The sequence below is a fragment of the Pantoea sp. X-Soil-MYKO-1785 genome, assembly GCF_059730675.1.
This window is the reverse complement of the sequence record NZ_AP036000.1, coordinates 1,757,409-1,771,475: the sequence shown is the minus strand read 5'-3', so window position 1 is coordinate 1,771,475 and position 14,067 is coordinate 1,757,409. Positions and strand designations below refer to the sequence as shown.

Annotated in this window: 15 protein-coding genes and 1 other annotated feature; all 15 genes read right to left on the bottom strand. The window is 54.4% G+C overall.

Features of this window, described 5'->3' with window-relative positions; translation table 11 throughout:
* Positions 1-1,452 (bottom strand): protein adenylyltransferase SelO, encoded by a 1,452-nt coding sequence (locus AC6I8D_RS08230; RefSeq protein WP_312056815.1) that lies wholly within the window; start codon positions 1,450-1,452, stop codon positions 1-3.
* A gap of 85 nt (positions 1,453-1,537) precedes the next feature.
* Positions 1,538-2,284: an EAL domain-containing protein gene (locus AC6I8D_RS08225; RefSeq protein WP_312756747.1), complete on the bottom strand. Its 747-nt coding sequence runs from the start codon at positions 2,282-2,284 to the stop codon at positions 1,538-1,540.
* Positions 2,285-2,579: 295 nt separating this feature from the next.
* A complete protein-coding gene (locus AC6I8D_RS08220) occupies positions 2,580-3,038 on the bottom strand; it encodes a C40 family peptidase (protein WP_031375696.1) in 459 nt (152 codons plus the stop codon).
* Positions 3,039-3,106: 68 nt separating this feature from the next.
* Positions 3,107-3,856 (bottom strand): vitamin B12 ABC transporter ATP-binding protein BtuD, encoded by a 750-nt coding sequence (gene btuD / locus AC6I8D_RS08215; protein ID WP_497819928.1) that lies wholly within the window; start codon positions 3,854-3,856, stop codon positions 3,107-3,109.
* On the bottom strand, positions 3,857-4,402 hold the full coding sequence (locus tag AC6I8D_RS08210; RefSeq protein WP_497819927.1) for a glutathione peroxidase: 546 nt from the start codon (positions 4,400-4,402) through the stop codon (positions 3,857-3,859).
* A gap of 39 nt (positions 4,403-4,441) precedes the next feature.
* Positions 4,442-5,425, bottom strand: a complete 984-nt coding sequence (btuC, locus tag AC6I8D_RS08205) for a vitamin B12 ABC transporter permease BtuC (RefSeq protein WP_312056806.1) — start codon at positions 5,423-5,425, stop codon at positions 4,442-4,444.
* 161 nt (positions 5,426-5,586) lie between these two features.
* Entirely contained in the window at positions 5,587-5,889 is a 303-nt protein-coding gene (gene ihfA / locus AC6I8D_RS08200) for an integration host factor subunit alpha (RefSeq protein ID WP_003853259.1), read from the bottom strand.
* 4 nt (positions 5,890-5,893) lie between these two features.
* The gene (pheT, locus tag AC6I8D_RS08195) at positions 5,894-8,281 is read right to left on the bottom strand and encodes a phenylalanine--tRNA ligase subunit beta (RefSeq protein WP_497819926.1); all 2,388 of its coding nucleotides are present in this window, start codon (positions 8,279-8,281) and stop codon (positions 5,894-5,896) included.
* 14 nt (positions 8,282-8,295) lie between these two features.
* Complete coding sequence (gene pheS, locus AC6I8D_RS08190) at positions 8,296-9,279, bottom strand: phenylalanine--tRNA ligase subunit alpha (RefSeq protein ID WP_031375692.1); 984 nt, start codon at positions 9,277-9,279, stop codon at positions 8,296-8,298.
* Between the two features lie 71 nt (positions 9,280-9,350).
* Positions 9,351-9,476: a sequence feature (Phe leader region), on the bottom strand.
* A complete protein-coding gene (pheM, locus tag AC6I8D_RS08185; protein ID WP_159859786.1) occupies positions 9,427-9,471 on the bottom strand; it encodes a pheST operon leader peptide PheM in 45 nt (14 codons plus the stop codon). (Overlaps the previous feature by 45 nt.)
* A 117-nt stretch (positions 9,477-9,593) precedes the next feature.
* Positions 9,594-9,950 (bottom strand): 50S ribosomal protein L20, encoded by a 357-nt coding sequence (rplT, locus tag AC6I8D_RS08180; protein WP_003853267.1) that lies wholly within the window; start codon positions 9,948-9,950, stop codon positions 9,594-9,596.
* A 41-nt stretch (positions 9,951-9,991) separates the two neighbouring features.
* Positions 9,992-10,189, bottom strand: coding sequence for a 50S ribosomal protein L35 (rpmI, locus tag AC6I8D_RS08175; protein ID WP_004157374.1), 198 nt, complete (start codon positions 10,187-10,189; stop codon positions 9,992-9,994).
* A 100-nt stretch (positions 10,190-10,289) separates the two neighbouring features.
* The gene (gene infC, locus AC6I8D_RS08170) at positions 10,290-10,841 is read right to left on the bottom strand and encodes a translation initiation factor IF-3 (RefSeq protein ID WP_031375691.1); all 552 of its coding nucleotides are present in this window, start codon (positions 10,839-10,841) and stop codon (positions 10,290-10,292) included.
* A gap of 3 nt (positions 10,842-10,844) precedes the next feature.
* Complete coding sequence (gene thrS / locus AC6I8D_RS08165) at positions 10,845-12,773, bottom strand: threonine--tRNA ligase (protein ID WP_312056802.1); 1,929 nt, start codon at positions 12,771-12,773, stop codon at positions 10,845-10,847.
* Positions 12,774-13,020: 247 nt separating this feature from the next.
* Positions 13,021-13,782: a DUF481 domain-containing protein gene (locus tag AC6I8D_RS08160; protein ID WP_069728221.1), complete on the bottom strand. Its 762-nt coding sequence runs from the start codon at positions 13,780-13,782 to the stop codon at positions 13,021-13,023.
* Positions 13,783-14,067: the final 285 nt, after the last annotated feature.

Sequence of the window (14,067 nt, the reverse complement as noted above, 5' to 3'; positions counted from 1 at the left end):
TTAGCTGGAACAGCTCACCTCTAAGGTTTTACCCCAGTCTGGCGGCCGTTGACGATATTCAGCGGCCGTCTGATCGCTGAAAGGTTGCTGCAGCGCCTGATGCAATCGCGCCAGCGCGCCCTGCTCTCCCCGCTCTGCCTCGTCAATCGCCTGCTGTGCCAGATAGTTACGCAACACCACTGCCGGATTGGCTGATTTCATCACTGCCTGTCGGCTGGCATCACTGACCTCTTCCTGCAATAACCGCGCACGATAGCGCTGATACCATCCATCAAAGGCTTCACGATCGATAAACTCATCGCGCAGCGGAGAACGGATTTCAGCCTGCTGCGTCTCACTTAACACGCGGAAGGTCAGCGTGTAGTCGCTGTGCTCTTTGGTCATCAGCGCCAGCAGTTCGGTCAGAATGTCGTTGTCGCCGCTCTCCGCCGTCAGCAAGCCGAGCTTAGCCCGCATCCGTTCGCCCCAGACCCGCATCAGTTCCGGCTCGTAAACGCTCAGCGCCTGCTTCAGCTGCTCTGTAGTCATCAGCCCGGACAGCGCATGTGCCAGCCGGTTGAGGTTCCACAAGCCGATCATCGGCTGATTTTCGAAGCTGTAGCGCCCCTGATAATCGCTGTGATTACAGATGTAATCGGGCTGGTAGTCATCAAGGAAGCCGAACGGGCCATAATCGATGGTCAGGCCCAGAATCGACATGTTGTCGGTATTCATCACGCCATGGGCGAAACCGACGCTCTGCCACAGCGCGATCAGCCGTGCCGTACGCAGGACCACATCGGTAAACCACAGCTGATAGCGTTCAGCTTCGTCTGCCAGCTGAGGCCAGTGGTGGCGGATCGCATAATCAGCCAGTTGCTGCACCTTATCCTGCTGCTGGCTGTAGAAGAAATGTTCGAAGTGGCCAAAGCGCAGATGGCTCGGCGAAATTCGCATCAGCATGGCGCCGCGTTCCGGCGTTTCACGATAGACCGGCTCATCGCCAATCGATAACGTCAGCGCCCGGGTGGTCGGAATGCCCAGATGATGGAGCGCCTCTGAGGCCAGAAACTCACGCACGCTGGAACGGATCACTGCGCGACCGTCCCCCATCCGTGAATAGGGCGTCAGACCCGCGCCTTTCAAATGCCAGTCAAGCTTGCTGCCATCCTCCAGCCGCTGTTCGCCCAGCAGAATACCGCGCCCGTCGCCCAGTTGCCCGGCCCAGACGCCAAACTGGTGGCCGCTGTAGACCTGCGCCAGCGGTTGCATGCCGGGCAATAAAGCCGCGCCGTGCCAGACATCATGACCGTCGCCGCTAAACAGTGCCTCATCCAGCCCCATTGAGGCGGCCAGCGGTGCGTTATGGTAGAGCAGGCGTCCGCCTGCCAGCGGCGTGGGGGTAAGCGCGGTGTAACACCCTGTCAGTTCGCGAAACCAGGTGTTGTCGAAGGTAACCTTGCCAGTGGACATTGTTTCTCCCATGTGACGCTCAGCGATACGTCGTTCAGCTAAAACCTTCAGTGTAACGCTGATACCAGGGATTAAACAGGCCGCATCAGCCCGGATGCAAAGAGGATGGCATGCGGTTGTCGGCGCAGATCAACGAGCAGAGCGCATCTGATTTCACCACCGGAAACAGCGCGCCCTGCAAATGCGCGCCGCTTAGCTGAAGCGCTTTGTCCAGCAGTCGCTCATCGTCGATGCCACAAATAATGATTTGATCGCAATGGGAACGGAAGTTATCGATAATGCTTTGTACAAACGGCACGAAAGAGGCGCGTTTGGCCAGCGAATGAATAAAACCTTTATCGAGACTGATACAGCTAAATAAATTATCGTAGACCGCATTGGCGGGCGATTTGCCGGCACCAAAATGCGAAAGCGATAAATTAAAGTCAGCCTGCAGACTTTGTAGCAACGGATTATTTATGCCCTGCCTGAGGTGCGGAAACGTTTCAGTAATATCCAGCAGCACGTAGGGCAGCTGTTTTATTTTCCGCATCAGCAATTCACTTTCCAGCAGCGTGCGCGCCATTCCTTCATCAATACGAATTAAGGCAGAAACCGTATTAGTTTCAAACAGCGCGCGATATTGCTCCAGTAATCCAATCTGACTCTGCAACAGGCGCAGCTGCTGCGACTCGTCGAGCTGCGGCAACAGCAGGTCCTGCGGCAGGGTGATAGGTGCACTTTCATGCACAAACTGGGTTACCAGCTCGACAGCGGTCAGCCGCCCGTCAACATCGCAGGCAGGATAAAACCAAATTTCCGACTGATAGTCGGCCGATAAGTGAATTTTCATTTCTACTGCCAGAATATGCGGCGATGGTTATATCCTATATGAATGGATACACGCAGGCAATAGGACCAAATCATTGAAGAGATGGACTTAATTAGCTTTCCATCGCCGTTTGAGGCCTGACAATCTCGCTTAAGCCAAATAGCGACAATAAAAACCCGGTTATTAGTGGAATTAAACCGCGGGTTATTATGATTAATAAAATCCCGACAGGATAAGTGACATCTAAAATAAAACTTTTATTCGTGGGTCAGGGTCTGATTTAAATTGGACTTAAGTCGGGGGCCTGAATGCGCGGTTAAATGCGCCGCGCCTGCCAGAACACTTTACGCCAGTAGACATTATCCAGCGATGACCGGATCACGCCCTGGCTGGTCGAGGCATGGATAAAGGCGTTATCGGTGTCATAAATCCCGACGTGTAAGCCATTTTCTCCGCGCCCGGTTTTAAAAAATACCAAATCACCCGGCAGCAGATCGTCCTTACTGATGCGCGTACCAATATCACTCTGCGCCGCCGTGGTGCGCGGCAGTTGCAGGGCGAATTTGTCGCGGAAGGTGAGATAAACAAAGCCGGAGCAATCGACGCCGTTGCGGCTCATGCCACCATAGCGATAAGGCGTACCACGCCAGTTGCCAAGCTGATCGTTCAGCTGGGCAATCACGGTGATCGAATCGGAAAGACGGCCGTTAATGGGCGGCGCGTGATGACTGCAGCCCGTCAGTAGCAGAACCCAAAGCAGCAAAGCCAGGCGCATCGCCAAATGTCCTTATCAGAAGTTACGACCGGCTTAATGTAGCGGGAAAGCGCGCCGGGTGGCAAGTGTCAGGGCAGCACCGTCAGCAGCGTGCGCCCTTCTATTTCCAGCTGGCGAAACGCAATCTGGTACAGCGGCGTCAGCTGCGACGGCGTCAGTACCGCCGCAGGGGTTCCCTGCGCCACCACCTCGCCCTGATGCATCAGCCAGACGCAATCGGCCTGTTGCAGGCTGTGATTAAGGTCATGGCTGCTGGCGATGACGCTGATACCCGCCGCGCACAGCTCAGCAATTAAATCATCCACCGCTTTCTGCTGGGCCAGATCCAGCGCGGTTAGCGGCTCGTCGAGGATCAGTAACCGGCCGCGCGGATTGATCTGCGGATCGATCTGGGCGCAGACCGCAGCCAGCCGGACGCGTTGCCACTCGCCGCCGGAGAGCTGGGTCAGCAAACGGGATAACTTGTCATCCAGCTGCAGCCGTTGCAGCAGCGTTGTCAGGCGCCGATCCGCACCAGCGTCCGCCGTTTGCAGGTGCAGGCGTAAATAGTGCCAGACCGGCATCTGGCTGAGCGGTAGCTGCTGCTGAGGCAGCCAGCCCCGCACCTGCGCCAGCGCGCTGCCGCGCCAGTCGCTCAATGGACGCTGTTCCAGCTCAATGCTGCCATCAGCAGATTGCAGACCGGCGATAACGCTCAGTAAGGTGCTTTTGCCGGCTCCGTTCGGCCCGGCCAGATGCAGCAGCTGACCGGCATCCAGCGCACTGCTAAACGGCAGCAGCCGTCCGGAGACGGCTACCTGTTTCAACCGCAACAGCATTTATTTTGCCAGCGCCTGCTTGATAGTTTCCAGAATGATTGGGTCTTCCGGCGTCATGTCAGGGGCAAAGCGCTGAATAACCGTGCCGTCGCGGCCAATCAGGAATTTTTCGAAGTTCCACAGGATATCTCCTGGCGCTTTCGGGCCGCGGCCTTTGCTCACCTGTCGCTCATAAAAACCGCTGCCTTCCGGACGTACGGCTTCAGGACATGCCGCCACCAGCTGGGCATACAGCGGATGGCGCTGGTCGCCATTCACCTCGGTTTTTTCAAACATCGGAAACGTCACGCCGTAAGTGGTGCTGCAGAAGGTTTTGATCTCCTCACTGCTGCCCGGCTCCTGCTCAAGAAACTGATTGCAGGGAAAGCCCAGCACGCTGAAGCCCTGATCCTGCCAGGCTTTTTGCAGATTCTCCAGCTCTTCATATTGCGGCGTCAGACCGCATTTAGAGGCGACGTTGACCACCAGCAGTACCTTGCCCTGCCACTGTGACAGCGTGGTTTTTTCCCCATCAAGCGTAACCAGTTCAGTTTGATAAATGCTCATTCTGGATTCCTATTGTGGATGTTAAATAACCAGCCGAGGCTAGCGTGAAGATTTCACCAGTAATGCAATAAACAACGGGGCACCGAGCGTCGCGGTCACCACGCCAATCGGTAATTCAGCGGCGGTCAGCGCCAGCCGGGCAACAATGTCGGCACCCAGCAGCACACAGGCTCCGGCCAGCGCGGAGGCTGGCAGCAGATAACGGTGATCGCTGATGCCACTCAGGCGCAGCAGATGCGGGATCACCAGCCCGACAAAGCCGATAGCCCCGGCCATGGCGACGCTAACGCCCACCAGCCAGCCCATCGCCAGCACCAGCAGATTGCGCCAAAAGAACAGCGACAGGCCAAGCTGGCGTGCCGAGGTTTCGCCCAGTGCCAGTAAATTCAGTATCCGGCCGCTGCCGTTCAGCGCCAGCATCACCGGCAACAAGGTCAGCATCATCCAGCCGTAGCGCCAGTCAATACCGCTGAAGCCACCCATCATCCAGTACATCAGCTGACGTAAATCGAGACTGGTGCTGAAGTAGACCGCCCAGGTCATGATGGCGCTGCAGATGATGCCCAGCGCAACGCCGGTCAGCAGCAGCCGGGTCACGGAGAGCTGACGATGGGCGAAATGCAACAGGATCAGGGTGATGATCAGCGCGCCGGCCATCGCCGCCAGGCTCAGGCTCCACAGTGAGCCGCTGCCGAGCAGTACCCCGAGCACCAGCCCTATCCCGGCTCCATTCGAGACCCCAAGCAGTCCCGGCTCGGCCAGAGGATTGGTAAACAGCGCCTGCATCACCACGCCGCATAGCGCCAGTGAGGCGCCCACCAGCATTACAGCCACGCTGCGCGGCAGCCGCAGCTGCCAGACAAACAGCCTGCTGCTGTCATTGAGCCAGTGTGACGGCGCAATCCAGCTGTCGCCGGCGCACAGGCTGACAATAAGTAGCGCAAGCAGCGCAATAGCCAGCCCCGCCAGCCATTTCTGGCTACGGCGATCGGCCTGGTGAGCAAGCTGGTCTAGCAGAGACATAAGCAGGATTAGCTGAGAAAACAGAGATTTGATTGTAGAGGGATTGCAGAAAAAAGAAAGGCTGCTGGTGATACGCACCGGCGCGGTTGCCAGGAAGCGTGAGGCCGGGAATGGCTGAAATGAAAAAAGGCCGCTTGCGCGGCCTTTTTGAAACGCTGAAATCAGTCAGTCTCTTTGGGTGTAGCGTTCTCTACGCGGCTTTTCAGCTTCTGCCCTGGGCGGAAGGTTACTACGCGACGCGCAGTAATCGGAATATCTTCCCCCGTTTTCGGGTTTCTGCCAGGACGCTGGTTTTTGTCGCGCAGGTCGAAATTGCCAAACCCAGACAGTTTTACCTGTTCTCCATTTTCCAAAGCGCGGCGTACCTCTTCGAAAAACAGCTCCACTAACTCTTTTGCATCGCGTTTGCTCAGCCCGAGTTTCTCAAACAGGTACTCTGACATTTCAGCTTTTGTAAGCGCCATAGGTTCAATCCCTCAAGGTTGCCTGGAATCGCTCTTTTAATGCCGCAACGCATTTGCCAACGGTCGCGGCAATCTCCTCTTCTTCGAGTGTCCGGCTGGTATCCTGCAAAATCAGGCTGATTGCGAGGCTCTTGTAACCCTCAGAAACGCCCTTACCGCGGTACACGTCAAACAAGTTTACGCCAACTACCTGATTTACGCCAACTTTCTTACACTCCGCGATGATATCTGCTGCAGGGACGTTTTCAGCCACCACAACGGCAATATCACGACGGTTCGCCGGGAAGCGTGAAATCTCGCGCGCGTCAGGCAGGACGCGGTCTGCGACCTTATTCCAAAGCAGTTCAAAGACTAAGGTGCGACCATTGAGATCAAGCTTACGTTCCAGCTCAGGATGAACCACTCCGATAAATCCGATTCGTTCATCATGCAAATAAATCGCAGCGCTCTGTCCCGGATGCAACGCCGGATTGGCTTCAGCACGGAAGCTGATGTCGTCCAGTTTGCCGGTTAAATCGAGCAGCGATTCTAAATCGCCTTTTAAATCATAGAAGTCAACCGTCTGGCGCGCCAGATCCCAGTGCTCTTCAGCACGGTTGCCGCTCAGTACGCCAGCCAGCATAAGATCCTGACGGATGCCAAGATCGGCCTGAGTATCCGGCACAAAGCGCAGACCGCTTTCAAACAGGCGCACCCGGCTCTGCTGACGGTTCTGGTTGTAGACCACCGCACTCAGTAAGCCGGTCCACAGCGAGAGGCGCATGGTCGACATATCGCTGGAGATCGGGCTGGGCAACAGCAGCGCCTCTTCACCCGGATGCAGCAGCTGCTGAATTTTGGGGTCAACAAAGCTGTAGGTAATCGCCTCCTGATAGCCTTTATCGACCAGCAGGGTTTTGGCACGCTTCAGCGACAGGTTCGCTTCGCGGTGGCGGGTCATCACCAGACCAGCCTGAACCGGCACGTCCGGAATGTTGTTGTAGCCATAGATACGGGCGACTTCTTCAACCAGATCTTCTTCAATCGCCATATCAAAACGCCAGCTCGGCGCAACCGCCTGCCACTGGCCCTCAGCAACGCTCACTTGGCAACCGAGGCGAGTCAGGATATCCGTCACCTGCTGATCCGGGATGACGTGACCAATCAGACGGTCCAGCTTCTCACGACGCAGGGTGATGGTGGCCTGCGGCGGTAAGGCGGCCTGATGGGTCTGATCGATGATCGGACCCGCTTCGCCACCGCAGATCTCTAACAGCAGCGCGGTCGCGCGCTCCAGCGCCATCTGCTGCAGGGCCGGATCGACGCCACGCTCATAACGATGTGACGCATCGGTATGCAATCCGTGGCGACGTGCGCGGCCGGTAATCGAGAGCGGGTCAAAATAGGCACACTCAAACAGGATATTCTGCGTTTCGCTGTTCACACCGGAATGCTCGCCGCCAAAAATACCGGCCATCGCCAGCGCTTTGTGATGATCGGCAATCACTAAGGTGTCGCTTTGCAGCTTAGCGTCGGTGCCGTCCAGCAGCGTCAGGGTTTCGCCCTCTTTCGCCATCCGCACCACGATGTCGCCATCAATGCGGTCGAGGTCAAAGGCGTGCATCGGCTGACCCAGTTCCAGCAGCACATAGTTGGTGATATCAACGATAGGGTCGATAGAACGAATGCCACAGCGACGCAGCTTCTCTTTCATCCACAGCGGAGTCGCCGCCGTGACGTTCACGCCTTTCACGACGCGGCCCAGATAGCGCGGACAGGCTTCGGTTGCATCCACCCGAATCGGGAAGGTCTCGTTCAGCGTCGCCGCTACCGGCTGGATCTCCGGCATGTTGAGCGGCAGGCCATTCAGGACGGCCACATCACGCGCAATCCCGATAATGCCCAGACAGTCGGCGCGGTTCGGCGTGACGCTGATTTCGATGGTGTTGTCATCCAGCTGCAGATAGTCGCGGATGTCAGTCCCAATCGGCGCGTCTGCGGGCAGTTCAATAATGCCGTTATGATCGTCGGAAATACCCAGTTCGGAGAACGAGCAGAGCATGCCTTCGGACGGTTCGCCACGCAGTTTTGCGGCTTTGATTTTGAAATCACCCGGCAGCACGGCACCCACGGTCGCCACGGCGACTTTCAGGCCCTGACGACAGTTTGGCGCGCCACAGACGATATCCAGCAGGCGATCGCCGCCGGTGTTGATTTTGGTGACGCGCAGTTTGTCGGCATTCGGGTGCTGACCGCACTCCACGACTTCACCAACCACCACGCCGTGGAACGCGCCCGCGACCGGGTCCACGCCATCGACTTCCAGGCCGGCCATGGTGATTTGCTCAGACAGCGCCGCGCTGTCCAGGGCTGGATTTACCCATTCGCGTAACCAGAGTTCACTGAATTTCATTGGATAACCTGCCCTTACTTAAATTGTTTGAGGAAACGTAAATCGTTTTCGAAGAATGCACGCAGATCGGTCACGCCATAGCGCAGCATGGTCAGACGCTCCATTCCCATCCCGAAGGCGAAGCCGGAGTAAACTTCCGGATCGATGCCGACATTGCGCAGCACGTTTGGATGCACCATGCCGCAGCCCAGCACTTCCAGCCACTTACCGTTTTTGCCCATCACATCCACTTCAGCCGAAGGCTCGGTGAACGGGAAATAGGAGGGACGGAAACGAATCTGCAAATCTTCTTCGAAGAAGTTGTTCAGGAAATCGTGCAGCGTGCCTTTGAGATTGGTAAAGCTGATGTTTTTATCGACAATCAGCCCTTCCATCTGATGGAACATCGGCGTGTGGGTTTGATCGTAATCGTTACGGTAAACGCGGCCAGGGGCGATGATGCGAATCGGCGGCTGCTGATTCTTCATGGTACGGATCTGTACGCCAGACGTCTGGGTACGCAGCAGACGCGTCGCGTCAAACCAGAAGGTGTCATGATCGGCACGTGCCGGGTGATGGCCAGGAATATTCAGCGCATCAAAGTTATGATAATCGTCTTCGATTTCCGGGCCCGTCACCACCGCGAAACCCAATTCGCCGAAAAAGGTTTCGATACGGTCGATGGTACGGGTGACCGGATGCAGACCGCCATTCTCAATGCGACGGCCAGGCAGTGAAACGTCAATCGTTTCAGCGGCCAGACGCGCATTCAGTACCGCAGACTCCAGCGCATCTTTGCGTGCGTTCAGACGCTCGGTGACCTGTTGTTTAGCTTCGTTGATCACCGCGCCCGCTGCCGGACGCTCTTCGGCTGGCAGCTCGCGTAAGGTGGTCATCTGCAGGGTCAGGTGCCCTTTCTTACCCAGATATTCGACGCGCACCGCGTCAAGGGCGGCGATATCTGTCGCCCCGTCGATGGCCGCCGTGGCGTTGGCCACCAGTTCTGCGAGTTGGGACATAGTTTCCTCTTTTTCCAGTCAGGCTGGTCAGTTCTCGTTGGGACCTGCCGGTCCAATATGCTAGCGCCAGAAACAAAAAAGCCTCCACGAGGGAGGCTTTCAGCGCGATTTTTCGTTTCTCTTCTTATGCGCAAAAGCCCCCAAATGTCAGGCGCTAAAGTAAAAAAAGAAACGGAAAATAGCAGCAGTCATGCTTGCGGTTACCTTGTCATGGATCATGAGGGTACTATTGAAATGCGTGGCGAAGAAAATGTCAATCTTTTGCGCGAGTTACAGGCAATAAAAAAGGGAGCAAGCTCCCTTTTTCATCCGGCTTACGCCAGCGCTGATTTCGCTTTTTCGACCAGTGCAGAGAATGCCACTTTATCGAATACCGCGATGTCGGCCAGGATCTTACGGTCAATCTCAATGGCTGCTTTTTTCAGACCATTGATGAAACGGCTGTAAGACATGCCGTTCTGACGTGCCGCTGCGTTGATACGCGCGATCCACAGCTGACGGAACTGACGCTTACGCTGACGACGGTCACGGTAAGCATACTGACCAGCTTTGATAACAGCCTGGAAGGCAACGCGGTAGACACGTGAACGTGCACCGTAATAGCCTTTAGCTTGTTTTAAGATTTTTTTGTGACGTGCGCGAGCAACTACACCACGTTTAACGCGAGCCATGTGAGCTCTCCTGTTCTATATTCTGTTTAAAAAAAATGGGCTTATGCGTACGGCAGGCAGGCAATAACCAGACCCAGATCGCCTTTAGACACCATGCCTTTAGGGCGCAGGTGACGTTTACGCTTAGTAGATTTTTTGGTCAGAATATGACGCAGGTTTGCGTGTTTACGCTTGAAGCCGCCAGAAGCGGTCTTCTTGAAGCGCTTAGCCGCGCCACGTACAGTTTTAATCTTTGGCATTTTAAAAAATATCCACTTCGCATTGTTGATAACATGACCCAGACAGGCGAACAGATAACCGCACAGCGCGAACGCTGCGCGGTTAATGTTACTTGAAAGCCTACTGTTTCTTCTTAGGAGCGAGCACCATGATCATCTGGCGGCCTTCGATCTTCGAAGGGAAGGATTCGACAATGGCCAAATCCAGATCTTCACACAGATCTTTACGGACGCGGTTAAGCACTTCCATACCGATCTGCTGGTGCGCCATCTCACGACCGCGGAAACGCAGCGTGATTTTGGCTTTATCGCCTTCTTCCAGAAAGCGAATCAGGTTGCGTAGTTTGACCTGATAGTCGCCATCATCGGTTCCAGGACGGAATTTGATTTCCTTAACCTGAATAACTTTTTGCTTCTTCTTCTGTTCCTTAGAAGATTTGCTTTTTTCATAGAGGAACTTGCCGTAATCCATGATGCGGCAGACCGGCGGTTCGGCGTTCGGGCTGATTTCTACTAAATCAACACCCGCTTCCTCGGCTTTTTCCAAAGCTTCGCGTAATGTGACAATGCCAATCGGCTCGCCATCCATGCCTGTTAAGCGCACTTCAGTTGCACGGATTTCACTGTTGATTTTGTTCGGACGCGTCGGTAGTACTCGTTTTCCGCCTTTAATACTTTATTCCTCCAATTGGTGAAGATTTCGGCTGCGAATCTCTTGTTGAAGTTTCTCAACAAACACATCGACATCCATCGACCCAAGGTCTTTACCACGGCGGGTGCGAACGGCCACTTTGCCAGCTTCCACCTCTTTATCACCGCAGACCAACATATAAGGGACGCGACGTAATGTATGCTCGCGGATTTTAAAGCCTATCTTCTCATTTCTCAAGTCTGCCTTCACACGAATGCCAGCATTCTGCAGCTTACGCGTCAAAGACTCAACATATTCTGCTTGTCCATCGGTAATATTCATTACCACGACTTGCAGCGGTGCCAGCCAGCTTGGGAAGAAACCAGCGAATTCTTCGGTCAGTATACCGATGAAACGCTCCATCGACCCCAGAATCGCACGGTGAATCATCACTGGCGTCTGACGATCGTTGTTTTCGCCCACGTAGGTTGCTTCAAGGCGTTTTGGCAGGGAAAAGTCTAGCTGAACTGTTCCACACTGCCAGGCGCGATCAAGACAATCGTACAAAGTAAACTCAATTTTAGGACCGTAGAACGCGCCTTCGCCTGGCTGGAACTCAAACTCAATGTTGTTTTCGTTCAGCGCGGCGGCCAGATCTTCCTCAGCACGGTCCCACATTTCATCAGTACCGATACGCTTCTCAGGACGGGTGGACAATTTCACCACAATCTTTTCAAAGCCGAAGGTGCTGTACATGTCATAAACCATGCGGATACAGCTGTTTACTTCATCACGAACCTGTTCTTCAGTACAGAAGACGTGTGCATCGTCCTGAGTAAAGCCACGAACGCGCATCAGACCGTGCAACGCACCCGATGGCTCATTACGGTGACAGCTACCAAACTCCGCCATACGCAGCGGCAGGTCACGGTATGACTTCAGACCCTGATTAAAGATCTGCACATGACCAGGGCAGTTCATTGGCTTGATACAATATTCACGGTTCTCAGAAGAGGTAGTGAACATCGCTTCTTTATAGTTTTCCCAGTGTCCGGTTTTTTCCCACAACACCCGATCCATCATAAATGGACCTTTGACTTCCTGGTACTGATACTCTTTTAGCTTACTGCGGACAAACACTTCCAGCTCGCGGAAAATGGTCCAGCCGTCATTATGCCAGAATACCATGCCCGGTGCTTCTTCCTGCATGTGATAGAGGTCAAGCTGCTTACCAATCTTACGATGGTCACGCTTCGCCGCCTCTTCCAGACGCTGCAGATACGCGGCCAGTTGCTTCTTGTCTGCCCACGCGGTGCCATAAATACGCTGCAGCATTTTGTTGTTGCTGTCGCCGCGCCAGTAGGCACCGGAGATTTTCTGCAGCTTGAAATGATGGCAAAAACGCATATTCGGCACGTGCGGACCGCGGCACATGTCGACATATTCTTCGTGATGATAAAGGCCCGGATGGTCATCGTGGCTGATGTTTTCATCAAGAATGGTGGTTTTGTAAACTTCACCCCGCGCCGCGAACACGTCACGCGCTTCCTGCCAGCTGACTTTTTTCTTCACCACGTCATAGTTGGTTTCAGCCAACTGATGCATGCGTTTTTCCAGCAGGTCGATATCTTCCTGGGTCAGGGTACGATCAATATCGACATCATAATAGAAGCCGTTATCAATAACCGGACCAATCGCCATTTTGGTGTCCGGCCACAGCTGCTTAATCGCATGCCCTAACAGGTGCGCGCAGGAGTGACGGATGATTTCCAGACCCGCTTCGTCTTTTGCGGTAATGATCGCAACGTTTGCATCTTCAGTGATGGGATCGACAGCATCAACCAGTTCACCATTAACGCGACCCGCGATACAGGCTTTTGCTAATCCCGGGCCGATGTCCAGCGCGATATCCATCACGCTGACAGGGCGATCAAATACACGCTGGCTGCCATCAGGAAGCGTAATTACAGGCATTTCATATCCTTAATTGCAGTGGTAAGCCACACGAAAGCTTACATACAACATGATGTAAATTTAATGACCCGGCGTTATGTCAGACCCACAGTGTCGGAATGTCGCCAGGATTTCAGTGCGGAAGCGATGATAGCAGTTTTCCCGGGCGAGAAAAACCCATGCCATTTTCGCTAAGCCCCGGAGAGATCAAAAAAAAGCGGCCTGACTGATCATCAGGCCGCCTGGCATGCCACTGCGGAAAACCGCCTTACATCGCGTAAGAGAGCATGATAGAGGTTTTGGTATCGGTGCGATCCGGCGCAGACTCTGGCGGATTGTTGTTCCAGGTCACGTTGTAGGCCAGCTTCAGCGCGAAGTGGCTGTTGATAGCGACCTGCAGGCCGGTTTCGGAGTTAAGAGTGGTATCTTCACCGAAGCTGCTCAGCACGGAAACACCCTGCACGAATTTGGTGGTATCGGTCAGCTGCCACTGATAGCTGATGGCGCCGTAGCCCAGCGCTTTGGTTTCATGACCGCCATCGTGGAAGTCATCATAACGTACACCCGGACCAAATTCCGCACGCAGCGAATGCACCGGACCGTTCAGAATCTGGCGACCGTAACCGGCGGTCAGTACATCACGTGAATCGTAGCCGTTGAAGCGATCGCTTAACCAGCTGGCCTGACCAAACAGGTAGTCATAAGAATTGAGGTTATAACGTGAACGGCCACCGATGTTATAGGTCTCAGACGAGCGCTCATCATTTGATGAAGTGTTCGCTGCGTTGCCCCACAAGCTGTACGCCATCGATGACTGATACCAGGTCATGTTGGTCTGAGCGGTCATTGATGAACTGGTGGTGTTACCGGTTTGCGCCAGGTAACCTGCAGAAGCAGAACCTTCAAACGGTTTTTTCGCCGTGGAAGGGTCATCCATGGAAGTAAATACGGCATTATCGGCCAGTGCCTGGTGGCAAAACGCTCCGGCGGAGAGCAAAAGAACAGCAGACAGCTTGTTAAAGGCTTTCATTAAATGTGATCCGTGCGACAGTTTAAAAAACGGAGAGTCTGAAGCGTTTTGCCGGGCAATCAATGCAATTTACGGTAAGTTTTGTAAAAAAATATTAACTCGCTCGAAATGCGTGGTATTGCTCTGAAACCGCATGTTAATTGGGACTCTTCTGATTAACGCGCCGCATTATAGTGGCCCTCAGACCGAAATACAGCCGCTGCGCAACAAGATTTTTCAGAACGTTAACCGTTGCTGCTGACAGGATTTTACGTTTAGTCACCGGCGCAGGCTTTCACCATCCCC